This window comes from Prevotella phocaeensis (assembly GCF_900065875.1).
In the GTDB taxonomy this organism is placed as follows: Bacteria; Bacteroidota; Bacteroidia; order Bacteroidales; family Bacteroidaceae; genus Prevotella; species Prevotella phocaeensis.
Window position 1 is genome coordinate 391,870 of record NZ_LT160626.1, and the last position, 26,356, is coordinate 418,225.

Consider the following 26,356-nt stretch of genomic DNA (forward strand, 5'->3'; position numbering starts at 1 on the left):
ATAGTCTTTTTACGTCACAGGTGCAGGCGGGATTAAATATCGTTTTTGCGCCCGGGATAGGCCTCAAGAGCTTTCTCCAACACTACAAGTGCTTGCTCAAGGTCTGTCTTTTTAAGCACATAGGCTATGCGCACTTGGTTGATACCTGCTCCCGGTGTGGTATAAAAACCGGCTGCCGGAGCCAGCATTACGGTTTCGTTATTGTAGTTAAAAGTCTCTAAACACCACCTGCAAAACCTCTCTGAGTCGTCTACAGGTAACTTCGCAACCGTATAGAATGCCCCCATAGGGATGGGAGAGTATACTCCCGAGATACGGTTAAGGCCATCTATCAGGCATTTACGACGCTCCACGTACTCGTCGTACACATCTCTGTAGTATTCTTCCGGTGCATCTAACGACGCTTCGGCCACGATCTGCCCGATCAAGGGTGGGGAAAGACGTGCCTGACAGAACTTCATTACGGCCTGTCGAACCTGCTCGTTCTTGGTGATCAGCGCACCTATACGGATGCCGCATTCACTGTATCGCTTCGATACGGAGTCTATCAATATAACGTTATTCTCTATGCCTTTCAGATGCATAGCGCTGATGTAAGGCGATCCGGTGTAGATGTATTCGCGGTAAACCTCGTCGGAAAACAGGTATAGGTCGTACTTCTTCACGAGGTCGCGTATCTGGTTCATCTCCCTACGTGTATAAAGATAGCCCGTCGGATTGTTGGGATTGCAGATCATGATGGCACGCGTGTGCTCGTTGATCAGCTCTTCGAACTTCTCTACCTTGGGCAGCGAAAAGCCTTCATCGATAGTTGTAGCGATGGTACGTATAGTGGCTCCTGCCGATATAGCGAAAGCCATGTAGTTTGCATAGGCCGGTTCGGGCACGATGATCTCATCTCCGGGGTTAAGACACGACATGAATGCGAAGAGTACAGCCTCGCTCCCGCCCGACGTTACGATAATATCATCGGCGGTAACATCTATGTTGAACTTATTATAATAGCCTATAAGTTTCTGACGATACGACAGATAACCTTGGCTGGGAGAATACTCCAATATCGTTCGGTCGATGGTTTTCAGCGCATCGAGGCCCACTTTAGGCGTAGGAAGATCGGGCTGTCCGATGTTCAGGTGGTAGACCTTCACACCACGTTTCTTTGCTGCAGCCGCGAGAGGTGCCAGCTTTCGGATTGGTGATTCGGGCATCTCAAGGCCGCGGACAGATATTTCGGGCATGTTTTTTTATCTATTTTATTAGCGTGGCAAAGGTACTCATTTTTTTTATTTTATACTTCTGTCTGCCATGTTTTTATTACTTTTGCAACTATAATTTAAAACATAACAGACAATGAGAACAAGAACAGCAACGTGGTTTGAGACAAAGATACGTTACGAAAAGACGATGGAAGACGGTTTACAGAAGAAAGTAACCGAGTTATATGTAGTAGATTCCTTGAGTTTTACCGAGGCCGAAAACATGATTATCGATGAAATGTCGTCGTACATCAGTGGAGAATTCGTCGTTACAGATATCAAGAAGGCGGCTTACGGCGAGATTTTTTTCAGCGATGGAGCATCGGATGACCGTTGGTATAAGGCTAAATTGCAGTTCATTACCATTGATGAAAAGACCGAAAAGGAGAAACGTTCTTCCGTTACTTACCTTGTGCAGGCCGGTACTTTGAACGGTGCAGTGAAGCATATCGACGAGGTTATGGGCGGTACGATGATAGATTATGTGATCGCTTCGGTAGCCGAAACGCAGATTATGGACGTATTCGAGCATCACGCCAAGGCCAATCAGCCGGTTGACGACAAGCCGGAATACATGCAAGACGAACCGGAAAAAGAAAACAAGGAGGGCGAGTAACATGGACATAGATGTGGCAAAACGCCTGCACGAGGTACTTGCCGGTCTGCCGGAAGGCGTAAAGTTGGTGGCTGTAAGCAAGTTCCATCCCGACGAATACATAGAAGCGGCCTACGCAGAGGGGCAGCGCGTGTTCGGCGAGAGCCACGAACAAGAACTCTCCAAGAAAGCGGCAACGCTGCCGAAAGATATAGAATGGCATTTTATCGGCCATCTGCAAACCAACAAGGTGAAGCATATTGCGCCGTACATCTCGATGATCGATGCGGTCGACAGCCTTAAACTCTTGCGCGAGATTGATAAACAAGCTGCCCGATGCGGGCGTGTTATCCGCGTTATGCTCGAGCTCCATATCGCCGAGGAGGAAACTAAATACGGTTTTTCTCGGCAAGGTTGCTTGGATATGTTGGCCGGCGGAGCGTGGCGCGAGCTGCATAATGTGCAGATATGCGGGCTGATGATGATGGCTTCTAATGTGGATGATGAGGCACAGATCGCCAAAGAGTTCGACGAGGCGGCAGACCTGTTCCGCGAAGTTAAGCAACGTTTCTTTGCCGACGACGATGCCTTTTGCGAACGCAGCTGGGGTATGAGCCACGATTACCGTATAGCCGTAAAGCACGGAAGTACTATGGTGCGCGTGGGAACGGGCATCTTCGGCCCGCGGGTTTATTAGTCTGCGGCAGATAGGCGGGGCATGTGTCTGCTGTAGACGGCATGCTTATCGACGATAGATGGCATATCTATCCGTAGCAGACGTTACTTCTATTAGTGGCTGAAGAGGCATATGTAAAAGGTAAAGCCACCGGTTACCCTTGTCGGGACGGCCGGTGGCTTTACTTGTTTCTTGGGTGCGGCGCCGTTGCCGACGACACCTTATCTTATAACAACTTTCTTCTTGTTAATGATGTAGATACCTTTAGGCAGACCGTTTGTGGTGGTTCCCACAAACCGACCGTCGATGGTGAACACACGGTTATCCGTTGTATCGCCATTCTCTTTTACGATCGGTGCTATTCCTGCCGGTATGTCTTTCTTCAAGAAGTTGAAAGTAATTACGCCATTTGTCGTTTCGTTGATGTAATACATAGGCTTTTCCAGCTTACTTCCGTTCAGTTGAACGCTCAATATCTCGGTTACGTTCGAGGTGCCCGGGTAAGGATCGCCTTCGAGACTCTTTAAATATTCTTCTCGACTGTAGGGTTGAAGAGTAGTAGGAGGAGCATTATTGCCATGTACTTTATAGGAAGACATGAGCAATCCGTCGGCCGGAACCACCGTAATGGCGGGCTTTCCCTTCTTTGAGTTGGGGAAATCGCTCATGTTAACCTTATCGTAAGGGTAGTCGATACGGTAAACCAGCATACCATGACCGCGCATTTTCTTTGCCCATCCCGTCTTCTGAAAGTTCTCGACAATAAGATATTCCTTCGACACGTCGCTTACAATCTTGCGATAGTCGCCCTCGTTAAGCGTCACCTTTGCCGCTTCTGTAAGTGTATCTATCTTGGTCCATCCCATTGTTTCCTTTTCCCAAGGCGTGTAGGGAGTAGGGGTATAGCCGATGTCGGTATATTCTCCGTTATCCATCAGGTCCCAGTATTCCATTTCTTGGTTGTCTTCGTATAAGCCAGAGTAGGTATCCGGCAGTCCGAGAGTATGTGAAAACTCGTGACAGAACAACCCGACGCCGCAGATACGCTTATAAGGTGCTTCTTTAAAAGTGTAGCTCGGATTGTAGTTAAGCTCGCTACTGATGGCATAGCGCACGGCTTTAACCGTGCCGAAAGTCTTTTGTACGTTGCTTGGAATATAGCCCGCCTTGGGCCAGATGTCGTCTGCAGAGTTGCCACCCATGCTCTCGCTGTAGCCTGCATAAATAATGTACACTGCATCTATCAGCCCATCGTGGTTGGCATCGTATTGACTTAAATCGGTCAGAGCTTGCGCCTGTGTACACGCTTCGTTGATCATTTCGTGGATACGGGTTCCGCCTTCTTTTTCTCCTGCGCCGTAGTAAGCCGACTTTTTGCTTACCGTAATTGGGCCGATTACATCGAATTGCGGTGTAAAAGCACCTTTACTCATGTCGTTGAAGTACTGCCTGACGCTGCCATAGTTCCGGCTTTCGGCCATATCATAGTCGGTCAGCGGGCCTTCAGCGTTCATGTAATCGTTGAAAGAACGCTTCGGATCGGCGGAAGAGAACTTTACATCGGCAAATTGAACCAACAGAACGGGCGCTTGGGGGCTGCCCATATGGGGAAAATAAGGTATGGAATTGTTGTCTATGTTTATCCTGCGCATGCGCGAGTTGTGGGCTCTTGTGGCTACAGGCGAGAAGAATGCCTCGCGATTTTGTGCCTTTACGAGAGCTTGTTCGGCGGCAGAACGTTCGGCGGCCTCGTGGGCCAACTGCGATGAGGGGGTGATGTTGCCTGCATTGTCGATATTTGCAACGTAATAAGAATAGCCCACATGGGCAAGTATAACGCCGTCGGTAGTGGTGTACCAGCTATGGTGTTCGTCGCCGAACCCCAGTACCGTGAGCTTCGAGCCGTCGGTTTGTGTAACGATTACGGGGCGGGTATCTGCTTTGCCTGCCCTTATTGCCGATGCCGTGAGCACCATACAGAGCATGAGTAATAGTTTCTTCATATTCGAATTCTGTCTGTTTTAATATATTAATGTACTGTAAATGCTGTCTTATACATCGTTTCTTTTGTGGGATGGGAGAGTGTGTAGGCCTTCGATTTATCGCTTCTTTCTTCCGAAAAAGTACTGCCCTTTGCGCTTGGTACGCCCGCCGTACTCGATGGCATGGTGCGGACAGTGGTGGTAGCAGGCAAAACAAGACAGGCAAGAACCGTTGTGCAGCCACTGCGGTTCGTAGCCCAATCCGCCTTTGATATCGTGCACAGGACATACATCTGCACAAATACCGCACTTTACACAGCGGCTGCTCTCTACACGGAAAGGCTTGTCGCTGATGATATGACGGATAAAGAACCCGCCTACAGGGCCGCTGAAGAATGCCGGAACGGGACCCTTGACCAAATGGGAGTAGCCCTTGCGCCGCTCTTGTACAGCTTCTGTGAAGTCTGCCAACTGCAGGCGTGCCGCTTCTTTCTTCTGTATTTCTTTCTCGGGTGTGTCTACATCCATCGTTGGGAGGCCTACATACGATTCCGGCATGATAAGCGTACACACGGCAGAAGTCGATATACCACGTTCGTTCAGGTCGTTTTCGAAGATTTCAGCCGTCTTCCCAATGGTGTCGCCTGCCGTGATAAGCGCATAACAGTAGTGGTTTGTTACGGCATCGCCAGCCTTGCATGCGGAAAATGTGAGCCGGCTGATGAACTTGCGTACTATGTTCGGCGGGCGCCAACCGTGCACCGGAAAGCAGAAGCCTATGCGTTCGTCTGCATTAAGCATGTAATGACAGTCGCCCGTAAGGGCATCGGGGATGAATATCGCCTGCTCGCATGTGGCATGGGCAAGACTTTCAGCTGCCCAACGCGTATTTCCTGTTCCCGAAAAATAAAATATCATTTGCCCGATTTCGTATAACTCGTAAGCAACAAAAGCGGTTTCGATTGCTCGAATGTTGCCTGTCGAGGGGCAAAGTTACATTAAAATAAGGAGATTACAAAATATGGAGTGTTATTTCTGAGGGTAGGGCCGGCGGAAACAGATGTATGGTCTGTTGTGATCAAACGGTAGAAGTATCTGCCATAGAAACTATATATGTCTGTCTTAGAGGGTATGCCTGTTGGTAGTAGGGGTAAGAGATTTCTGCTTTGTAGCTGCGATATGGCAATGAAAAAGCGGGCAATCTACAACGAAGATTGCCCGCTTTTGTATCTTTATGCCTAAGGCATGTTATTTCTTGCTCTCGGTCATATCGCCCTCGATGTAAAGGCGTGTCATTTCCGGAACGCCGTTTGTGCGCACCGTGATGGTCTTTTTAAAGTGCCCGGGGAACTTTCCGGCACCCGAATATGTAACCTTTATCTCGCCTTTCTGCCCGGGAGCGATCGGCGTTTTGGTATAAGAAGGCACCGCACATCCGCATGATGCCACCGCTTGATTGATGATCAACGGTGCGTTTCCTACATTGGTAAAGGTGAAAGTACACTTCTGTACGGAATTATCTTCGCTAAAAGTACCGAAATCGTGCGATGTTTTATCGAACTTAATTTCGGAAGATTTCTGCTGTGCACTTGCTATGTTGACTACAAACAAGAGCATCATTGTCATTATAAGAATCTTTTTCATAATCTGTTCTGTTTAGTATAAGACGGTGCAAAGATAAGGAATAATTCATGAGAATGGCTTATTATTAAGAAATATTAAACATTTGTTGCGGAAGGAGCTGAGGCGGTTATGGCTGTTGGGGAGTTGAACCAATGGTTTTGCTGCTATTGTAAACGGTAAACGGGGCTGCTGTTCGGGTGGGTTTTATTATGGTTCTGTGTTTTGAAGTCGCTTTGTTTGAGGCTTAAAAAAATACTGATATATTTTGCACTTCGCCCGATTTAATGTACCTTTGCGGTAATTTTATAATATATATTAAGGTGTGGTGGTCGTGATAAATGTATCGCGGCCGGGGCCTTGTTTTACAAAACACTGATTATGTACAGAACAAACACATGTGGAGAGTTGCGCCTCTCTGATGCCGGAAAGCAAGTTACATTGGCGGGATGGGTACAGCGTACGAGGAAAATGGGCGGCATGACGTTCGTCGATTTGCGCGACCGATATGGGACAACCCAACTTGTTTTCAACGAAGCAGATAACAGAGAACTTTGCGACAATGCCAATAAATTGGGGCGAGAATATTGTATTCAGGTTCGTGGAACTGTGAGTGAACGGCAGAGTAAGAATGCTAAAATGGAGACGGGCGACGTAGAAATACTCGTTACAGAATTCGTTGTGTTGAGCGAGAGTGCCACTCCACCGTTTAAAATAGAAGATGATACCGACGGCGGAGACGATCTCCGTATGAAATACCGTTACTTGGATTTGCGACGCCCTGCCGTTCGTAAGAACCTTGAACTGCGCCACCGTATGACGATTTTGATACGTAATTTCCTCGACTCACATCGGTTTATCGAAGTTGAAACGCCGGTCTTGATCGGAAGTACGCCCGAAGGAGCGCGCGACTTTGTGGTACCTTCGCGCATGAACCCCGGCCAATTCTATGCTTTGCCGCAGAGTCCGCAAACGCTGAAACAATTGTTGATGGTTGCCGGATTTGATCGCTATTTCCAGATTGCCAAGTGTTTTCGCGATGAAGACCTGCGTGCCGACCGTCAACCGGAGTTCACTCAGATAGACTGCGAGATGAGTTTTGTAGACCAAGAAGATGTGATCAGTCTCTTTGAAGATATGGCCCGTCACCTCTTTAAGGAGATACGTGGCGTGAATTTGCCCGATAAACTGCAGCAAATGACATGGTATGATGCCATGAAACGCTTCGGAAGCGATAAACCGGACATACGTTTCGGGATGGAATTTGTCGAAATGATGGATATACTCAAAGGTTCCGGCGAGTTTAGTGTGTTCAACAATGCCGAATATATCGGCGGAATTTGTGTGCCCGGGGGTGCCGATTACAGCCGTAAACAGCTTAACGAACTGACCGATTTTGTAAAACGTCCGCAGATAGGTGCCCAAGGACTGGTGTTTGTTAAATATAATACCGATGGTACAGTAAAGGGAAGCATCGATAAGTTTTATACTCCAGCGGTGCTGGAGAGCTTGAAAGAGAAAACAGGTGCCAAGGATGGCGATCTTGTGCTGATACTCTGTGGCGACAATGCTAATAAGGTGCGTACGCAACTTTGCGCTCTGCGCTTGGAAATGGGAGAACGTCTCGGGCTCAGAGATAAGAACAAATTCGAATGTCTGTGGATTGTAGACTTCCCGCTCTTCGAGTGGAGCGATGAAGAACAGCGTTTGATGGCTACTCATCACCCCTTTACGATGCCTAATCCCGACGATATACCGTTGTTGGAAGAACATCCCGAGAGGGTTAGAGCTAAAGCCTACGACTTTGTTTGTAACGGAATAGAAGTGGGAGGCGGCAGTTTGCGTATCCACGATGGTAAACTTCAGGAAAAGATGTTTAATATATTAGGCTTTACGCCCGAACGAGCAATGGCGCAATTCGGCTTTCTTATCAATGCTTTCAAGTATGGTGCGCCGCCTCATGCAGGACTTGCATTCGGGTTGGATCGCTTTGTAGCGATCATGGCCGGACTTGATAGCATTCGCGACTGTATCGCTTTTCCGAAGAATAACAGCGGACGCGATGTGATGCTTGATGCACCTTCCGAAATCGACGATAAGCAACTCGACGAATTGCAGATAAAGGTTGACCTACATCAAGAAAAAGCTTGAAATCCTTTTTGTTGCTTCTGCGATGGTTACATTTTATAATAAATATTAGATTATTAAGAAAAAATATAGTACTTTTGCCATGTCTCTATAAAGAGAATGAAACCACTTAGGTTAAAAGGAATTTATTTTTTTCAAGTTATGGCAGAAAAGAAAGCAACAGAAAAGAAGGCCTCCGCTACGGTAAAGAAAGTGTCTGCTCCTAAAAAAGCGAGCACTGCAGCGAAGAAAGTAGTAGCAACGAAAGCGGAAGTAGTTGTAAATGCAGAGAACGTAGGTTTCCGTGCAGGCGATGTCTATCAGACTTTAGCTGCAGCAGGTAAGGCTCTAAGCATTGCTGAGATTGCTAAAACGGCTAAGATAAGCACCGAAGAAGCTTATCTGGGTATTGGCTGGCTCTTCAAAGAAGGCAAGGTCAAAGGCGAGAACAATCTCATCGTATTGGCTTGACAAAGATTGTTAAGAATATTCGAAAGGGAGCTGCAGAACAAGTCTACAGCTCTCTTTTTATTTATAATGAATTACGATAAGGAGATAATCAAAGTACTTTGCGAGGCCGGTAGTGAAGGCCTGTCTGTACAAAAGGTTGCACGCCATGTGTTCAATGCGTGCAATTCGCTGTTTTGCATACTCGATTTTGAAGAGGTGCATGTTTATGTTACGCAATATCTTTTGCGCAACTCTAAAAATCGCAATTCGATTATAGAACGAACAGAACGGCGGGGTATGTACCGTTTGAACTATAATTCGCAGGAAACCATGCAGCTGATGTTGCAGTTTGCCGATCATGCTATCGATGATGATGAGAATACCTCTCGTGGACAGGAAGACAATTCTTTGCTGCTGTTCGATAATTTTTCAGATAATAATTAAGGCTATAATAATTCTTTTCTCTCCAATTAATAATAATCATCAAAAGTATCTTTATCGGTCATTCTTACCCTTGTGCCCCAATGAAATATCCTTGTTATCTGATTTGCTAAATTGTACATATTCTTTTTCTTGTTTATATAATGTATTGAGAAATAGATTGTTAGAATGCTGAATGTGCTGAATGTATGATAGAAACTTTATTGCCGTCGATAAAATAATATTAGGAAAAGGCATTTTTTCGAACGATGTAAGAATGAAAGATTTATTTTCTTTAATATGAAAATTTCGGTTGTTTATGTGCAACAGCTTCGGTCGGTAAGTTTTAAAAAACGTCTTTTTTAACTTTAACTCGGTTATTTTTTGTATCTTTGTCAGCATACTGTATGAAAAATGAAATATACTTATGGCGCAAAACAGTAATCATTTAGTTATTATGGCCGGTGGTGTAGGCAGTCGCTTTTGGCCGATGAGCACTGCCGAACGGCCCAAGCAATTTATTGACGTACTGGGTGTAGGGCGCTCACTGCTACAACTTACACTCGATCGTTTTAAGGGTATTTGCAATTCGAACAACGTTTGGGTGCTTACAAATCGACGTTATGCCGACTTAGTTAAGCAACAATTACCCGAAATACCCCAAGATCATATTCTTTTAGAACCATGTCGAAGGAACACAGCACCATGTATCGCTTATGTCAGTTGGCGTATTAAGATGATCGATCCGCATGCTAATATCGTAGTAACTCCGAGCGATCATATTGTTACGAGTCCCAACGAGTTTCAACGGGTGGTGGTTTCGTGTCTGCAATTCACAAGCGAAACCGACGCTATAGTGACTTTGGGCATGCGTCCGACACGCCCCGAAACGGGATACGGGTATATTCAAGCCGACCTAAGCACCAGCTCTCCACGCAACAGAGAGATATTCCGTGTGGATTCTTTCCGCGAGAAGCCCGATGCAGCCACGGCACAGAGCTATATCAGACAGAACAACTATTTCTGGAATGCGGGGATTTTTATCTGGAGTGTGAGTACGATAGTCAACGCGTTCCGTATCTATCACCCCTCTATATCCAAGGTGTTCGAGGGCTTGAAAGACTTTTACGGCACCGACAGGGAGCAGGAAATGATCGATTTGCGTTATCCTGAGTGCGAAAATATATCGGTGGATTATGCCATTATGGAAAAGGCAGAAGAGATATTCGTATGTCCTGCCGATTTCGGATGGAGCGATCTCGGCACATGGGGATCGCTGCTTGCGCAAACCAAACGCGATATCTACGGCAACAGTTGCATAGGCGAAAATATACTATTGTTCGATTCTCACAACTGTATCATACATACCACGCAGGAAAAGAAAGTAGTGATACAGGGATTGGATAACTACATTGTTGCCGAGAAAGATGATGCTTTGCTCATTTGCAAGTTGAGCGAAGAACAGAAAATCAAACAATACAGCGGAGAAGAATAAATTGAAAATATGGAAAGAAAAGTAGCTTTAATAACAGGAATTACAGGGCAAGACGGAAGTTATTTGGCCGAATTCCTCGGAGAGAAAGGGTATGAAGTGCATGGATTGCTGCGTCGCAGTTCGTCGTTTAATACCGGTCGTATCGAACATTTGTACCTCGACGAATGGGTACGCGATATGAAGAAACAGCGATTGATTGACCTGCATTGGGCCGACATGACCGATTCGTCGTCGCTAATTCGCATTATAGGCGAGGTAAAGCCCACGGAAATTTACAATCTGGCGGCACAAAGTCATGTGAAAGTGAGCTTCGATGTGCCGGAATACACGGCAGATACCGATGCCGTGGGTGTGCTCCGGTTGCTCGAGGCGGTGCGGATATGCGGCTTAGACAAAACGTGTAAGATTTATCAAGCGTCTACTTCAGAGCTTTTCGGCAAGGTGCAAGAGGTTCCGCAGCGCGAAACAACGCCTTTCTATCCCCGCTCTCCTTATGCTGTGGCTAAGCTCTACGGCTTTTGGATTATGAAGAATTACCGCGAATCTTACGGCATGTATTGCTGCAACGGCATTCTTTTCAACCACGAAAGCGAGCGTCGCGGCGAGAATTTCGTTACCAGAAAGATCACATTGGCAGCCTGCAGAATAGCGCAAGGTTATCAGGATAAGCTGTATCTGGGCAATATGGATGCCCGCCGCGACTGGGGGTACGCCAAGGATTATGTGGAGTGTATGTGGCTTATCCTGCAACAAAAGCAGCCCGAAGACTTCGTTATAGCTACGGGAGAGATGCATACGGTACGTGAATTTTGTACGTTGGCTTTCAAAGAAGCGGGCATCGAACTGCGGTGGGAAGGCAAAGGAATAGACGAAAAAGGCGTAGACGCGAAGACAGGCAAGGTGCTTGTTGAGGTTGATCCCAAATATTTCCGCCCGGCAGAGGTAGAACAATTGCTCGGAGATCCTACGAAAGCCAAGGAGACACTGGGCTGGAACCCGCGTAAGACATCGTTCGAAGAGTTGGTAAAACTGATGGTCGCCCACGATATGAAGTTCGTTAGGAAGTTGTATCTCAAAGCTCAATTACCGGAATAGATGTTAAATAAGAACGATAAAATATACATTGCAGGGCACCGTGGGTTAGTAGGCTCTGCGATATGGAACAATCTCGAGCAGCGCGGGTATAGCAATCTCGTGGGTAGAACGCACCGCGAACTTGATCTTACCGACCAAGTTGCCGTTACCAAATTCTTCGATGAAGAGCGTCCCGACGCCGTTGTGTTGGCGGCAGCCTTTGTGGGTGGCATCATGGCAAACTCGCTTTATCGTGCCGACTTCATTATGCAAAACATGAAAATGCAATGCAATGTCATCGGCAATGCCTTTTCTCATCGTGTGAAGAAGTTGCTTTTTCTGGGTTCAACCTGTATTTATCCTAAGAACGCACCGCAGCCCATGAAGGAGGATGCACTGCTTACGTCGCCGCTGGAATATACTAACGAGGAGTATGCCATTGCGAAAATCGCGGGCTTGAAGATGTGTGAAAGCTACAATCTTCAGTATGGTACGAATTATATAGCTGTGATGCCGACCAATCTCTATGGCCCTAACGACAACTTCCATTTAGAGAACTCGCACGTTATGCCTGCGATGATGCGCAAGATTTACCTTGCAAAACTCATTCATGACGGCGATTGGAATGCTGTTAAAGCGGATATGAACAAACGGCCGGTAGAGGGTGTAACAGGTGCAAACAGCCAAAAAGAGATACTGGATGTGCTGGCCAAGTACGGCATAGAGAACAACAAAGTGACGCTTTGGGGCACGGGAACGCCGTTACGCGAGTTTCTTTGGAGCGAAGATATGGCCGATGCGAGCGTGCATGTGCTGCTGAATGTAGACTTTAAAGACGTGATTGGCATCGACAAATACAGCTCCGTGTTCTACGGAACAGCCGTTGATGGAGCGGTAGACCGCGATAACAGCAAGGGTAGGGGCGGTGCCATCCCGTCGTTGGGCGAGATAAGAAACTGCCATATCAACGTGGGTACGGGTAAGGAACTCACCATTCGTGCACTTTCTGAGCTCGTTGTAAAGACCGTAGACTTTGGAGGCGAAGTTGTTTTCGATGCCTCGAAACCCGACGGAACACCACGTAAACTGATCGATGTAAGTAAACTTCACAGCCTCGGATGGAAGCATCGTGTGGAAATAGAGGAGGGAGTGAACAAGTTATTCTTATGGTATAAAGACAGTATAAGGTAGGTCTGTTTCCGACAGAACATAAATATAGCCGTCGTATATGTGGGATTTGCCTGCGATACGGCGGTTTTTTCGTGTCTACGACTGCTTGATGTTCCGCCTGCGTTTGATAAGCATCCTTATCATGAAATATACCAATGCCACGGCAACCAGCACCATAATTGCCACCTTAATGTATTCTCCGTATTCGGTAATCTTGTCGTTTAGCTGTTCTTCGGGTACGATGGAGTGCAGATACCAGCCTAATATGGCGAGGATACAGTTCCATACGCCGGCGCCAAGGGTGGTGTATAGCAGAAATTTCCAGTAGTTCATCTTGGCCAGACCGGCCGGTATGGAAATCAAATGTCGTATGCCCGGCAGCAGTCTTCCGGTAATCGTAGCCACCATTCCGTGGTTATCGAAGTACCTTTCGCTTTTCTCTACTTTCTCTTGATTGAGCATGCAAAGGCGTCCCCACTTGCTGTTTGCGAACCTATAGATAATAGGCCGGCCGAGATAATAGCCCGCCAAGTAGTTGATTGTGGCACCGCAGTCGGCCCCGAGCGTAGCGAAAAGGATGACAAGAAATATATTCAAGTTGCCTGCTGCGGCATGATAAGCAGCAGGAGATACTACAAATTCCGACGGTACAGGTATCACCGTGCTCTCGAGAAGCATCAGAAAAAAGATCGTACCATAGTTCAAGTTACCTAATAAAGTAGATAGCCAATTCATGAAAATTTTATTTGTTATTCGTTATTAATTAAGAAGTTGTAGTAGTCTTTGGGCTCTATATCTTGCGGAAACAGCTCGCCGAGCACGGCTCTTGCTTCCTCCGGATTGCGTTTGCACGCCTGCTTTACGGAGGCAAGAAATTCCTCTGTCTTTCCTAAGTACCTGCAGCAAAGTGCCAAATAGGAGTATCCCACCTTGTTGTCGGGGCCGGTTATTTCATCTATCAGAGCGTGCAGCATCTTATAGGCCAGCGGTATGTAACCGCAATCGTATGCCGATACGGCTATTTTAAATACGGTACTGCTCGGTGTCTTGGTATTGAGCATGGCGTATTTAAAGCACTCTTCGGCTTCTTTAGTGTGCTCGTTTTCTAAATAGAGGTGGCCCCTGAGTGTCATAATGCCCACTTTGTCGTCTTTATCCAGTGCTTCTATCTTGTTTGTATAGTGCAGAGCTTCGTCTAATTTCCCTAAATGAGAGAGTGTGAACACCAGTTCTCTGTATATTTCTTTTAGATTGGGCGACTGTTCCGAACTAAGTTCTTCGGCCTTTTTCAGATGTTCTATCGCTTCTTCCAAACGGTTCAGATTTACGAGGGCGATACCTTGAAATATTTCGCCCGTTTCTTCTTCCGGGCACAGCAGAGAGAAATGCCGGTAATATTCCAACGCTTCTTCGTAATTACCGAGGCTGAACAGTCCGTTCGCCTTATTGAGTATGGCCTCTTCGTCGTTGGGATTAATGGCGATAGAAAACTCGCTGCTTGTGATAGATTCGTTGATATGGTTGCGTAGAAATTGCGTAGAAGCCAAGTTGTTCCAATAAGGACCGGAATAAGGATCGCCATCTATCAGTTCATTGAATATATTCTCGCTCTCTTCGTAGTTGCCTTTGCCTAAGGCAATTCGCCCTTTGAGTTCCTTATAATAGGCGGATGTTTGGTTTGTAGCCATGGAGAGCCACTTCTGAGCCTTATCGAAAATGTCGTAATCGGCAAAGAGTGTAGCCGCATCAGTGATAAAATCCTCGCGCTCTTCCTCGTCTATATTTTCCATACATGCCTCAAGATACGTGTCTGCCTGTTTTGTTTGATCCTTGGCAAGCATAATTTCAGCCTTGATATAGAAATAATCTAAGTCGGTTTTGTCATCGATTTGTTCGGCAAAACTGTCGGCTTTATCAGGATCGTCTTCGTGAAATAAGGCCAGTCGGGCTCTGAAGACGAGCGGCGAAGTGGCACCTTCAAACATGTTGATGGCATAGTTTACGGCGTTTAAAGACTTATCGTAGTTGTTTCGGCTGTGATAAAATTCGGCAATATCGACCAAGTCTTCGGGCTCCATATATACCGAATTGCCCTGTTGCACAGCCTCTTCGTATCTTTTGAATTTGTCTTTGAATTCCGGTGTGTCGAAATAATTGTCTTTATATGCCATGTTTAGTGGGATGGAGGACAAATGATAGAAAGTGAACAGTTATTGCCTCAATTTCTATCATTTCCTGTTTTTCCTTTACTTATTTTGTTTGGCCCACGTGTCTTTAAGTCCCACGGTTTTATTGAAAACAGGGTGTTCGGCCGTGGAATCCAAATCGGCCATGAAGTATCCTATGCGTTGGAATTGCAGATATTCGCCCGCTTTTTTATCGGCAGCATAATTCTCTACGTAGCATTCATGGTTCACATGAAGCGAGTTGGGGTTCAGTAAATCGTGGAAATCGCGTTCGTCTGCCGACGGATTTTCTACAGAGAACAACCGGTCGTACTCACGTATCTCTGCCCTTTTGCAATGGTTTGCCGATACCCAATGCAGCGTTCCTTTCACCTTGCGGTTAGCTCCGTCCATACCGCTTTTACTGTTCGGATCATATTCGGCCTGTATCTCGATGATATTTCCTGCCGCATCTTTGGTACAACTTGTGCATTTCACGATGTACGCATTTTTTAAGCGTACCTCTTTTTCGGGCGTCATGCGGAAGAATTTCTTAGGTGCGTCTTCCATAAAGTCATCACGTTCTATCCACAGATGTTTGGAAAATGTAATGTGATGGGTGCCGTCGGCCTCGTTCTCCGGATTGTTTACGGCTTCCATTTCTTCAGTTAAGCCGTCCGGATAGTTGGTAATGATCAGTTTCACGGGGTTCAGAACGGCGGAAACTCGGCAAGCTATCTTGTTCAGATCGTCGCGTACCGCCGCTTCAAGTAATGCCACGTCGTTCAAGGCATCGAACTTAGTGTAGCCAATCGAGTCGATGAAGCGCCGTATGCTTTCGGGGGAATAGCCTCGGCGGCGCATTCCGCAAAGCGTAGGCATCCGCGGATCGTCCCAACCACTTACCAATTGCTCGTCTACAAGTGTGTGTAACTTGCGCTTGCTCATAACTGTATAAGTGAGATTAAGCCGGTTGAATTCTATTTGTCGCGGACGATTGTCGTTTAAATTGCCGGCTGTGCCGTCCATATCTTTAAGGAAATCGATGAATTTATCGTAAAGTGGGCGGTGTGGAACGAACTCCAATGTGCAGATGGAGTGGGTTACACCTTCGAAATAGTCACTCTGTCCATGTGCAAAGTCATACATCGGATAACAATTCCACTTAGTTCCGGTTCGATGATGTGGTGTATGTATGATGCGATACATGATAGGATCGCGGAAATGCATGTTGGGGTTAGCCATATCGAGTTTGGCTCTTAATACCATACTTCCCTCCACTGCGTCGGCTGTGTTCATCTTGTTGAACAGCGCCAGACTCTCTTCCACGGGGCGATTGCGATAGGGTGAAGGTGTGCCGGGCGTAGTGGGTGTGCCTTTTTGTTCGGCTATCTGTTCGGCTGTTTGCTCGTCTACGTAGGCGTTACCCTGCCTAATCATCCACACTGCAAACTGCCATAATTTCTCAAAATAGTCCGAAGCGTAGTAAATATTTCCCCATTTAAAGCCAAGCCATGATATATCATTCAAGATATTTTCCACATATTCGTTGTTCTCTTTGGAGGGGTTAGTGTCGTCAAACCGTAGGTTACACACCCCTTTATATTTCTCCGCGATGCCGAAGTCCATACAAATAGCCTTGGCATGGCCTATATGTAGGTAACCATTTGGTTCCGGTGGAAAGCGCGTTTGTATGCGTTTGCCATTTTTACCTTCGGCAATATCTTCTTCTACAAGTTGTTCTACGAAGTTAAGACTCTTCTTTTCGTCGCTATTATTTTCTACTGTTACTGTCATAATATTTCGATGATATGAGTTTGGCATGGTCCTTCTACCCGCCTATCTTCCGCAAAGATAAATATTAATATTGAGACAGAAGAAAAAACAATATAATTATTTAACAAAACCAAATAAATAATATCGATGGAGTAATGTGTGGGGATTTTTTCATACATTTGCACAAATGGAGAGGTTGAGAGTATGCTCTAAGATGCTTATAGGCATCGTTTATGTGCTCATTCTTGCGGGGTGTTCGGCTACTAAGTTTGTAGGCGAGCGGGAATATCTGCTTGAAAGTGTGGAGATAAAAAGCGATCAGAAAGGCTTTAATGGTGATGCCTTGATGCCATACATACGCCAAAAAGCCAATTCTAAATGGTTTTCTATCTTTAAAGTTCCTTTGGGAACCTATGCTCTTTCTGGGCGTGATACGACGAAATGGATTAATAGAACGTTGCGTAATATAGGCGAAAAGCCGGTTATTTTCGATACTGTACAGGCGCGACTTTCATGTAACGACCTGCGTAATTCCTTGCACAATATGGGATATATGCATGGCGATGCGAGGTTGGAAACCAAGATTAAAGGTAAGAAGATTAAGGCAATCTATCATTTAATGCCGGGTGAACCGTATCGAATCCATTCTATTAAATACGATATTCAGGATGAGAATATCGCCAAATTGTTGCAAATGGATAAGGTGGAGAACCGTGGTTTGCGTGCCGGAAGTCGGTTTACCGTGGATAATTTGGACGCTGAGCGAAAACGTATAACGGATATTCTTAACAATAATGGCTATTATCGTTTTCATAAAGATTTTATACAGTACCGCGCCGACTCGGCTCTAAACAGCACAGACATAGATATTACGCTCGAACTATTGAGATATCATGCCAATAGTAAGGCGCCCGAAGTACCTCATCCGCACTATTTTATCCGGAATGTGAACTTTCATGGTGAGAATGGAGAGCCGACGCATATTCGCGAGAGGATACTTGATGACAACACACGCATAAGGTCTGGCGAAGTTTACAGCAGCGCCAATTTGCAGAAGACGTACAATAACTTCTCGCGTATGCAGGCTATAAAATACACGAGTATCAAGTTTACCGAAGTTCCTGACACCACCTTGCTCGATTGTGATATTCAGATAAGTACCAATAAACCCAATACAATTGCATTCCAACCTGAAGGTACCAACACTGCAGGGGACTTTGGCGCTGCTGCATCGTTGATCTATGAGAATCGGAACTTATTTCGAGGAAGCGAAGTGCTAAGTATTGAACTGCGTGGTGCCTATGAAGCGATCAAAGGGCTCGACGGTTATAAGGATCAGGACTATCAGGAATACAGCATACAGTCTAAACTTGCTTTTCCTCGATTTGTAGCCCCGTTCCTTTCGAGATCGTTCAGAAGACAGAGCGGTGCCACATCCGAGCTTTCTGTAAGTTACGACTTACAGAACCGACCGGAGTTCCATCGACGAATATTTTCTACGGCTTGGCGCTATAGATGGAGCGAACCCCACCATCATTTGTCATATCGATTCGATTTGTTAGATTTGAACTACGTGTACATGCCATGGATTTCGGAAACTTTCAAGCACGATTATTTGGATAATGTCAGTACAAGAAATGCCATATTGCGCTATAACTACGAAGATTTGTTTATCATGAAGATGGGTTTCGGGCTGTCTTATAATAACGGTATACATGCACTTCGAACCAACTTCGAGATGGCCGGAAATCTATTAAACGGTATCTCTCATACTTTCGGATTTAAGAAAAATACCAACGGGCAGTACAATCTGTTTAACATAGCCTATGCACAATACGTAAAAGCCGATATAGACTATACTCGTTTGATTAAGTTCGATGAGCACAATTCACTGGCTCTACATGCCGACTTCGGTATAGCTTATCCCTATGGAAATAGCAAAGTATTGCCTTTTGAGAAACGTTATTTTGCGGGAGGTGCCAATTCTGTGAGGGGATGGAGTGTGAGGCATCTTGGTCCGGGCAAGTTCAAAGGGACGGATGGGCGTATAGATTTCATCAATCAAACGGGCGATATGAAGCTTGATTTGAATGCAGAATACCGTTCATATCTATTTTGGAAGTTCAATGGAGCGCTGTTTATCGATGCCGGAAATATATGGACGTTGCGCAATTACGAAGAACAACCGGGCGGACAGTTTAGTTTTAAGGACTTTTATAAGCAGATTGCCGTGGCTTATGGCATAGGTCTACGATTGAATTTCGACTATTTCGTTCTGCGTTTCGATATGGGTATGAAGGCTATCAATCCTGCCTATGAGACCAAGAAGGAACATTATGCCGTCTTCCATCCCGATTTCAGCCGCGATTTTACCTTTCATTTTGCAGTGGGGCTTCCATTTTAACGAGCCATTTCTTATTGCGTAACACCAGTGGAATGCGTATTTGCGCCTCTTTCACTATATGTCCGGCGGTGCCGATCGTATCCATTTGCAAGAAATTTCTTACAGTAATACGGGCATAGGCTGTAGAATCATCTTTATTATATACGATTTTGTTGATCTCATGCGAGGCACCCTCATCTTGTGAACGTAAGATGTCTACGTCTTCTTGGTGCACATTCGAGGCGGCATACCTGAGCCATTGCTCCGACTCTTGTGTACAAAAAGGCAGCGCCGCCTTATATTGCCAATTGAAATATGCGGTGGCAAAGGAGTCCACATTATCTTTCAACCGCTCTTCATCGTTTGTATGTATGCCGTTACATGCAATGAGGAGCAACGACAGAAGCACTGCAGATTTGCCGAAATGAAATATCATAAGAAAACAATTAAATAAGGACAAAGGTAAATAAAAACTTTGGTAATATCGTTGCTTTTGCGTACTTTTGCATTAAATAAGCTATGCTACAGCAATTTCATGCAAGCTTGATTGCGTTCGACTTGCACTGTCTTTGTAAATAAATATTACAAATAATGTTGAAATTCATTTCTTTCGGCAGCGGTAGTAGTGGAAACTGCTATTGCCTGTTCACGGAAAATGACGGCTTGATGATAGATTCCGGTGTGGGAATACGCATACTCAAGAAGCATTTTCGCGAATATGGATTATCGCTGTCTGCCATTCATCATATACTTATTACTCACGACCATGCCGATCATGTGAAGTCTGTCGGTAGTATCAGTCGCGATTATAACTTGCCGGTTTATGCCACTCATAAAGTTCATGTGGGTATCGAACAGAATTATTGTGTACGCAATAAGATTGCTCCCGAGTGTGTTGAAATCATCGAAAAAGATGTTGCGATACAGGTAGGAGAATTTATTGTGACTCCTTTCGAGGTGCCTCACGACAGTAGTGACAATGTGGGATATAAGATAGAGCATGGAGGTATTACCTTTTGTCTTATCACAGATGCAGGACATCTGACGGAAGAGATGAAACAGAGCATCGGTGAAGCCAACTATTTGGTAATAGAAGCCAATCATGATGAGGAGATGTTGGCTTCCGGCCCATACCCTCAACATCTGCAAACACGTATATCCGGCCCGACCGGACATTTGAGCAACAGCGACTGTGCAACGGCTCTGACGGAGAATGTTACGGAACATTTGCGCCATGTGTGGCTGTGTCATCTAAGCGGGGAGAACAACCATCCGGAGTTAGCCCGTAAGACTGTGGAGAATATGTTGCGCAGTCATGGTATCATAGCGGGCAAGGATTTCTTGCTTGATGTGTTGAAACGAAAGACTCCGAGCTTGCTTTACGACTTGGAATAGAGGGAAAGAAAATAACCTATTTTATAAAAATTGAGCAGTAAGACGGAAGGCTTGTTGCTGCAAAGTATGGCCTTCCATTTGTCTTTTCGCCAACGGAAGATGGTCTCTACCATATTTGTTAAGCCGAATTTTCTTAGTTGGCAGACAGTTTGCAGTATGCGGGAATAATCGTTCAGTTCGTTCCTGAATTGGTAAAGGGTGCGTAATCCTTCTTCTGTTTTGGCCAAAAAACTGTCGTTGTTTTCAAATCTGTCGAAGCCGAGCGGGTTGTCTATGTGTGCTATTCGGATATTTTTCTCATGTAGAATCTTGCCGAATAACACGTCTTCATACCCATAATGCCGAAAACGCGTATCCAATGGAGTTGTCGCCATTACTGTTTTCGAGACAAGAAAGTTGGATGTATGAAAGTCCAGATGGGGCTTTTTGGTCCTCATCGCTGCAGAATGTTTCCGTTCCGCCCGTTTCTCGTACATAAAACGCAGGTTGCCTTGATGGCTGCCGAGCACCTTATATCCGCCGTAGATAACCTGTGTTTCTGTGCATGTCAAATAGGTCTTCAAAAAATCTTTGCGGATAACGGTCATATCAGAGTCTATGTATAACAGCCATACATGGCATGCCTGTTGTGCCAAGAAGTTACGTATAATCGCCCTACCTTTATTTTCTAATCTTTCTATATATCGGCAATGCTCGATATTGTTGATCGGTCTGTTGGCCTCAACAGTCTCTTTTTCCGTCGATCCGTCGTCGGCTACGATGATTTCATAGGCATGTAGGTCTTCGATATTTTGTGCCTGTTCCGCCAATTGTCTCACTAATTCGAGACAACAGTCGTTATACGTAGGGATGAGGATCGACAGTTCTGTCTTCATCAGAGTTTATCTTTCAGATATTTGCCTGTCAGGCTTTCCTTACATGCTGCTATATCTTCGGGCGTTCCGGCGCATACGAGATTTCCGCCATTGTCGCCTCCGTCCGGTCCTAAGTCGTTGATGTAGTCGGCACATTTTATCACATCGAGGTTATGCTCGATAACGATAATCGTGTGTCCGCGGTCTATCAAAGCGTCGAATGCGCCCAAAAGACGTTTGATATCATGGAAATGAAGGCCGGTAGTAGGTTCGTCGAAAATGAACAGAGTGGGCTCCTGATGTTCCTGTCCGATGAAATAAGCCAATTTGACACGCTGGTTTTCTCCGCCCGAAAGGGTGGAAGAATTTTGTCCTAACTTAATGTAACCAAGCCCGACATCCTCGAGTGGTTTCAGTTTACCGACTATTTGGCTCTGTTTGTCGGCATCGAAGAAAGCAATAGCTTCGGATACCGTCATATTCAGAACATCGTTGATATTCTTGCCTCTGTACTGTACATCCAGCACATCTCGTTTAAATCGCTCGCCATGGCATGTCTCGCATTCAAGCACAAGGTCGGCCATAAATTGCATTTCCACGGTGATTACTCCCGCTCCTTTGCATTCCTCGCAGCGCCCCCCCTCGGTATTGAATGAGAAATACTGTGGAGATAAGCCCATTTGTTTGGCAAGTGGCTGCTCTGAAAATAGCTGGCGTATGGCGTCATAGGCCTTTACGTATGTGGCAGGATTAGATCGTGTGCTCCTTCCGATAGGATTTTGGTCTACAAATTCTATGTGCTTGATGGTTTCCCAATCGCCTTCAAGCGAGATATATTCCCCCGGTACGTCGGCTACCTCATCCAAATGTCGCTTTATGGCGGGATAAAGAATGCCCTTGATTAGCGAAGACTTGCCCGAACCGCTTACACCTGTTACCACATTGAGTACGTTCAACGGGAATTTAACGTTGATGCCATGCAGATTATTCATGCGGGCTCCCTTGAGTTCTATTGCCATATTCCATTTTCGGCGGCTCGACGGAACATCGATACTTTCGGCACCTGTGAGATATTTGATTGTGTACGAACGAGGATATTTTTTCAGCAAAGCGGTGTTACTCTGTTGCAACACCTCACTTGGCCCCTCGAAAACAATCTCTCCACCCAACCGTCCGGCATCGGGACCTACGTCGATTATGTAGTCTGCAGCACGCATAATCTCCTCGTCGTGCTCTACTACAATGACTGTGTTTCCCAGTGATTGCAGTTCTTTCAGCACGTGGATCAGCCGATCGGTATCGCGACTATGCAGCCCGATGCTCGGTTCATCGAGGATATACAGTGAACCTACGAGCGAACTTCCGAGTGAAGTAGTGAGGTTGATGCGCTGACTTTCGCCGCCGCTAAGCGTACTCGATTGGCGATTAAGCGTAAGGTATCCTAATCCGACGTCCAACAAGAACTGCAATCTGTTATCGATTTCGGTAAGAAGTCGTTTGGCTATTTCGCGTTCATGTTCATCCAACTGCAGATGATCAAACCACTTTTTCAGATTTACGATAGACATATCGACGAGTTCCGATATGCTTCTGCCGTTTATCTTTACCCACGAAGCCTGTTCCTTCAGCCTTGTACCGTGGCAATCCGGACATATAGTCTTGCCACGATACCGACTCATCATCACCCGATACTGTATCTTGTACTGGTTCTCCTTCACCATTTGGAAGAAAGAGTCTATGCATACGCGGTCTTTCAGCGGTTGCTTGCTCTCTGAGGGGAGCCCATGCCACAGCATATCTTTCTGTTTACGGGTGAGATTCATATAAGGTTCGAAGATCGGGAAGGCGTCTTTGGCCGCTCGTCTGCAGAACTCGTCTTTCCAAATTCCCATTTTATCGCCGTGCCAACACTGCACACAACCATCGTAGACGCTTAGTGTAGAGTTGGGAATAACCAATCTTTCGTCGATACCTATTACATTTCCGAAGCCTTCGCATGTGGGGCATGCGCCCAAGGGCGAGTTGAAAGAGAACATATTGTCGTTGGGTTCCTCGAACGTTATGCCGTCGGCTTCGAAACGGGTAGAGAACTCGTAGCTGATATGCGATGGTAAGAATAGTAGTCTGCATATGCCGTTTCCCTCATAGAAAGCCGTTTCGGCAGAGTCTATCAGGCGTGAGAGTGTGTCTTTCGAGTCGTCTACCGCCAGTCTGTCTATCAATAATGAGAGCTCTTTGGGATCGGTATTTGTACAGTTTTCCTTGTTTTCCAAGAATTCTTCTATCCGCTCGAAGTCTCCGTTATGCCATATTCTGGTATAACCTTGTTGGATTTCCATTTCCAATTGGCGTTCGAGCGTTCGTCCTTCTACTATGTGAAGCGGTGCCAATATCACAAATTTCGTGCCTTTTGAATATTGTTGCACGCATTTCACTATATCCTCGGTAGAATGTTTCTTTACTTCTTGTCCGCTAATAGGTGAGAACGTGTGCCCTATACGGGCGAATAGCAGCCTTATATATTCGTATATCTCGGTGGAGGTACCCACTGTACTGCGGGGATTTCGGGCAATAACTTTCTGTTCAATGGCAATTGCGGGCGGTAGACCTTTAATGAAATCGCACTCGGGCTTGCTCATACGGCCGAGAAACTGCCGTGCGTATGCCGATAGAGACTCTACATAACGGCGCTGACCTTCGGCATATAAGGTGTCGAAGGCCAGTGAAGATTTGCCGGAACCAGAAACTCCGGCGATTACAATGAACTTGTTTCTTGGAATTTTCAGGCTCACATTCTTCAAATTGTTTACACGTGCGCCTTTAATTTCTATGTATTTATCCATATTTAAGAATTCATTGACAACAGGAATTCTTCGTTGTTGTGCGTACGAACCATGCGGTCGTGAATGGAGTTCATCGCTTCTATCGGATTCATGTCGGCAATATATTTACGCAGGATCCACATGCGGTCGAGCGTGGTCTTGTCTTGTAACAGATCGTCGCGGCGTGTGCTTGAGGCAACAAGGTTTACTGCAGGGAAGATACGCTTGTTGCTTAATGAGCGGTCAAGCTGCAATTCCATGTTTCCGGTGCCCTTGAATTCTTCGAAAATAACCTCGTCCATCTTCGATCCTGTATCGATTAAAGCCGTGGCAATGATGGTAAGAGAACCGCCGCCTTCTATGTTTCGGGCTGCTCCGAAGAACCTCTTGGGCTTTTGGAGGGCATTGGCGTCGACACCACCTGTAAGCACTTTGCCGCTTGCAGGGGAAACAGTGTTGTATGCTCTGGCCAAACGAGTAATCGAATCTAAAAAGATAACAACGTCGTGTCCGCATTCTACCATGCGTTTAGCTTTCTCCAATACTATTCCGGCAATCTTTACGTGGCGCTCGGCAGGCTCGTCGAATGTCGATGCAATGACTTCTGCGTTCACTGTGCGTGCCATGTCGGTAACCTCTTCAGGGCGTTCGTCGATGAGAAGCATCATCAGATACGCTTCTGGATGGTTGGCCGCGATGGCATTGGCTATGTCTTTCATCAAGATGGTTTTACCGGTTTTCGGTTGTGCCACTATGAGTGCGCGCTGTCCTTTGCCAATAGGAGAGAAAAGATCTACCACACGTGTGGAGAGATTAGTGGTCTCCCGATCGCCACAGAGTGTAAACTTTTCTTCGGGAAAGAGCGGAGTAAGATGCTCGAACGGTATACGGTCGCGTACTTGAGAGGGATTGCGTCCGTTGATTTTATCTATGCTTGTCAGCGGAAAGTATTTCTCTCCATCGTGTGGAGGGCGCACATGGCACTGGATGACATCGCCTGTTTTTAGACCAAAGCGTTTGATATGCGAGCTTGCCACGTACACATCGTCGGGCGATGACAAGTAATTATAATCGCTGGAACGTAGAAAGCCGTAGCCGTCAGGCATAATTTCGAGCACACCGTTGGCGCTGATAATGTCGGTAAAATCGTATAGTGTGTTGCCGTTATCGCCTGATATTGTAGGTTGGTAAGCCTGTTGCGGTTGCGACACAGGTGTTGTAGGATTGTCGAACATATCGAATGTGGGTACTGCACCTTGATCTTCGATAGGCAGGTCTACTAAAATCTTGAAGTCGGTACCATCGGCAGGATCGCCGTCCCATATACCTTCAGCGGCAGCTTCGCGCTTTTCTTCTTCACTTTCGTTATGAGCAATAACTTTGGCTTGTAACTGCGCAAGCAGATCAGACATGTTATTGTCTTTGTCTTCATTGCTTTCTTGTTCGCCCGATGCAAATTCTGCTTCGGGAATAAATTCCTGTTGAGGCTCTTCTTTTGCGTTTTCAGTGGCGTTTTCCTGTATTTCTGTCTTGTCTGCAATCCTGTTTTCGTCTTGTTTTCCTGCCTCGATCTGTGACAAAAGTTCCAACTCGCGTTTGGTCTTTCTGCCGCGATGTTTCGGTATGGTTGCCAGTTCTTCTTCAGGAGTTAGCGTCGTATTATTTGCATTGATATTATTCGTATCCTGCATTGTTTCTTCTTTAAATAAAGGCTGTTGCTCTATTCCGGTGGGTTTATTCTTCTTTACATCGAAGTTTTCTCCATCTTTTCCATTTACAGTATATACCCTGTCGCTGTCGTGTTTTATGATACGAGTGCGTTTCCGTTTCGATTCGAGAGGATTTTTGCTGCCCTCCAATTCGGCCTGTTTGTCAAGGATGCTGTAGATAAGTTCTTCACTTGTAGCTGCAGAGTTGTACTCAGCTCCCAGTTCTTTGGCAATATTTTCGAGCTCGGAGATGCTTTTAGATGATAATTCGTCTTTATTATACATATAAAAATATGAAAGTATTTTGAAAATGATAAGCGTTTCCTGAATGGAAACGTGTGTCGTATTAAAATCTGATGCAAAGGTAGTAATTTATCTTTTTCTATA

21 protein-coding genes are annotated in these 26,356 nt (G+C 45.8%); 10 read left to right on the forward strand and 11 right to left on the reverse strand.

Going from position 1 to position 26,356, the window contains the following annotated elements:
- Positions 1-32 precede the first annotated feature (32 nt).
- Positions 33-1,238 (reverse strand): pyridoxal phosphate-dependent aminotransferase, encoded by a 1,206-nt coding sequence (locus tag BN3912_RS09745; protein WP_023983434.1) that lies wholly within the window; start codon positions 1,236-1,238, stop codon positions 33-35.
- 112 nt (positions 1,239-1,350) lie between these two features.
- On the opposite strand from BN3912_RS09745, the gene BN3912_RS09750 reads away from it, so the two are divergent.
- A complete protein-coding gene (locus BN3912_RS09750; protein ID WP_023983433.1) occupies positions 1,351-1,872 on the forward strand; it encodes a DUF4494 domain-containing protein in 522 nt (173 codons plus the stop codon).
- A 1-nt stretch (position 1,873) separates the two neighbouring features.
- Positions 1,874-2,548, forward strand: a complete 675-nt coding sequence (locus BN3912_RS09755; protein ID WP_023983432.1) for a YggS family pyridoxal phosphate-dependent enzyme — start codon at positions 1,874-1,876, stop codon at positions 2,546-2,548.
- Positions 2,549-2,748: 200 nt separating this feature from the next.
- Here BN3912_RS09755 and BN3912_RS09760 read toward each other — a convergent pair whose 3' ends face one another.
- The 3 genes from BN3912_RS09760 to BN3912_RS09770 form a co-directional block, all read right to left on the reverse strand.
- Positions 2,749-4,530: a M6 family metalloprotease domain-containing protein gene (locus BN3912_RS09760; RefSeq protein ID WP_023983431.1), complete on the reverse strand. Its 1,782-nt coding sequence runs from the start codon at positions 4,528-4,530 to the stop codon at positions 2,749-2,751.
- A gap of 96 nt (positions 4,531-4,626) precedes the next feature.
- Positions 4,627-5,427: an EFR1 family ferrodoxin gene (locus BN3912_RS09765; RefSeq protein WP_023983430.1), complete on the reverse strand. Its 801-nt coding sequence runs from the start codon at positions 5,425-5,427 to the stop codon at positions 4,627-4,629.
- A 330-nt stretch (positions 5,428-5,757) separates the two neighbouring features.
- Positions 5,758-6,153, reverse strand: a complete 396-nt coding sequence (locus BN3912_RS09770) for a DUF1573 domain-containing protein (RefSeq protein WP_004370116.1) — start codon at positions 6,151-6,153, stop codon at positions 5,758-5,760.
- Between the two features lie 357 nt (positions 6,154-6,510).
- On the opposite strand from BN3912_RS09770, the gene aspS reads away from it, so the two are divergent.
- From aspS to BN3912_RS09805, 6 genes are all read left to right on the forward strand, one after another.
- The gene (gene aspS, locus BN3912_RS09775) at positions 6,511-8,280 is read left to right on the forward strand and encodes an aspartate--tRNA ligase (RefSeq protein ID WP_036858987.1); all 1,770 of its coding nucleotides are present in this window, start codon (positions 6,511-6,513) and stop codon (positions 8,278-8,280) included.
- A gap of 138 nt (positions 8,281-8,418) precedes the next feature.
- Positions 8,419-8,727, forward strand: coding sequence for a winged helix-turn-helix domain-containing protein (locus BN3912_RS09780; RefSeq protein WP_036858986.1), 309 nt, complete (start codon positions 8,419-8,421; stop codon positions 8,725-8,727).
- Positions 8,728-8,793: 66 nt separating this feature from the next.
- Positions 8,794-9,150, forward strand: coding sequence for a hypothetical protein (locus BN3912_RS09785; RefSeq protein ID WP_023983427.1), 357 nt, complete (start codon positions 8,794-8,796; stop codon positions 9,148-9,150).
- Positions 9,151-9,553: 403 nt separating this feature from the next.
- Positions 9,554-10,621 (forward strand): mannose-1-phosphate guanylyltransferase, encoded by a 1,068-nt coding sequence (locus BN3912_RS09795; protein WP_064972307.1) that lies wholly within the window; start codon positions 9,554-9,556, stop codon positions 10,619-10,621.
- Positions 10,622-10,630: 9 nt separating this feature from the next.
- On the forward strand, positions 10,631-11,716 hold the full coding sequence (gene gmd, locus BN3912_RS09800) for a GDP-mannose 4,6-dehydratase (protein ID WP_023983424.1): 1,086 nt from the start codon (positions 10,631-10,633) through the stop codon (positions 11,714-11,716).
- Positions 11,717-12,886 (forward strand): GDP-L-fucose synthase family protein, encoded by a 1,170-nt coding sequence (locus tag BN3912_RS09805; protein WP_023983423.1) that lies wholly within the window; start codon positions 11,717-11,719, stop codon positions 12,884-12,886.
- Positions 12,887-12,961: 75 nt separating this feature from the next.
- Here the strand turns inward: BN3912_RS09805 and BN3912_RS09810 are convergent, their stop codons facing one another.
- The 3 genes from BN3912_RS09810 to BN3912_RS09820 form a co-directional block, all read right to left on the reverse strand.
- A complete protein-coding gene (locus BN3912_RS09810) occupies positions 12,962-13,600 on the reverse strand; it encodes a DedA family protein (RefSeq protein WP_023983422.1) in 639 nt (212 codons plus the stop codon).
- A 14-nt stretch (positions 13,601-13,614) separates the two neighbouring features.
- Positions 13,615-15,036 carry a tetratricopeptide repeat protein gene (locus tag BN3912_RS09815; RefSeq protein ID WP_023983421.1) on the reverse strand — a complete coding sequence of 474 codons (1,422 nt, stop codon included), beginning with the start codon at positions 15,034-15,036 and terminating at the stop codon, positions 13,615-13,617.
- A 75-nt stretch (positions 15,037-15,111) separates the two neighbouring features.
- Complete coding sequence (locus BN3912_RS09820) at positions 15,112-16,827, reverse strand: glutamine--tRNA ligase/YqeY domain fusion protein (RefSeq protein ID WP_036859169.1); 1,716 nt, start codon at positions 16,825-16,827, stop codon at positions 15,112-15,114.
- Between the two features lie 166 nt (positions 16,828-16,993).
- On the opposite strand from BN3912_RS09820, the gene tamL reads away from it, so the two are divergent.
- Positions 16,994-19,210, forward strand: coding sequence for a translocation and assembly module lipoprotein TamL (gene tamL / locus BN3912_RS09825; RefSeq protein ID WP_051403418.1), 2,217 nt, complete (start codon positions 16,994-16,996; stop codon positions 19,208-19,210).
- Here tamL and BN3912_RS09830 read toward each other — a convergent pair.
- Positions 19,176-19,625 carry a hypothetical protein gene (locus BN3912_RS09830; RefSeq protein WP_023983418.1) on the reverse strand — a complete coding sequence of 150 codons (450 nt, stop codon included), beginning with the start codon at positions 19,623-19,625 and terminating at the stop codon, positions 19,176-19,178. The two genes, tamL and BN3912_RS09830, sit on opposite strands and share 35 nt — an antisense overlap.
- A gap of 155 nt (positions 19,626-19,780) precedes the next feature.
- Here BN3912_RS09830 and BN3912_RS09835 point away from each other — a divergent pair, with 155 nt between their 5' ends.
- A complete protein-coding gene (locus BN3912_RS09835; protein WP_023983417.1) occupies positions 19,781-20,584 on the forward strand; it encodes an MBL fold metallo-hydrolase in 804 nt (267 codons plus the stop codon).
- On the opposite strand, the gene BN3912_RS09840 is transcribed toward BN3912_RS09835, so the two are convergent.
- Genes BN3912_RS09840 through rho form a run of 3 tightly spaced genes read right to left on the reverse strand, consistent with a single transcriptional unit; the run spans position 20,569 to position 26,254 of the window.
- Entirely contained in the window at positions 20,569-21,459 is an 891-nt protein-coding gene (locus BN3912_RS09840) for a glycosyltransferase family 2 protein (RefSeq protein WP_064972308.1), read from the reverse strand. The two genes, BN3912_RS09835 and BN3912_RS09840, sit on opposite strands and share 16 nt — an antisense overlap.
- Complete coding sequence (gene uvrA, locus BN3912_RS09845; protein WP_023983415.1) at positions 21,459-24,281, reverse strand: excinuclease ABC subunit UvrA; 2,823 nt, start codon at positions 24,279-24,281, stop codon at positions 21,459-21,461. The genes BN3912_RS09840 and uvrA overlap by 1 nt, the downstream gene beginning before the upstream one ends.
- A gap of 2 nt (positions 24,282-24,283) precedes the next feature.
- Positions 24,284-26,254 carry a transcription termination factor Rho gene (gene rho / locus BN3912_RS09850; protein WP_023983414.1) on the reverse strand — a complete coding sequence of 657 codons (1,971 nt, stop codon included), beginning with the start codon at positions 26,252-26,254 and terminating at the stop codon, positions 24,284-24,286.
- Positions 26,255-26,356: the final 102 nt, after the last annotated feature.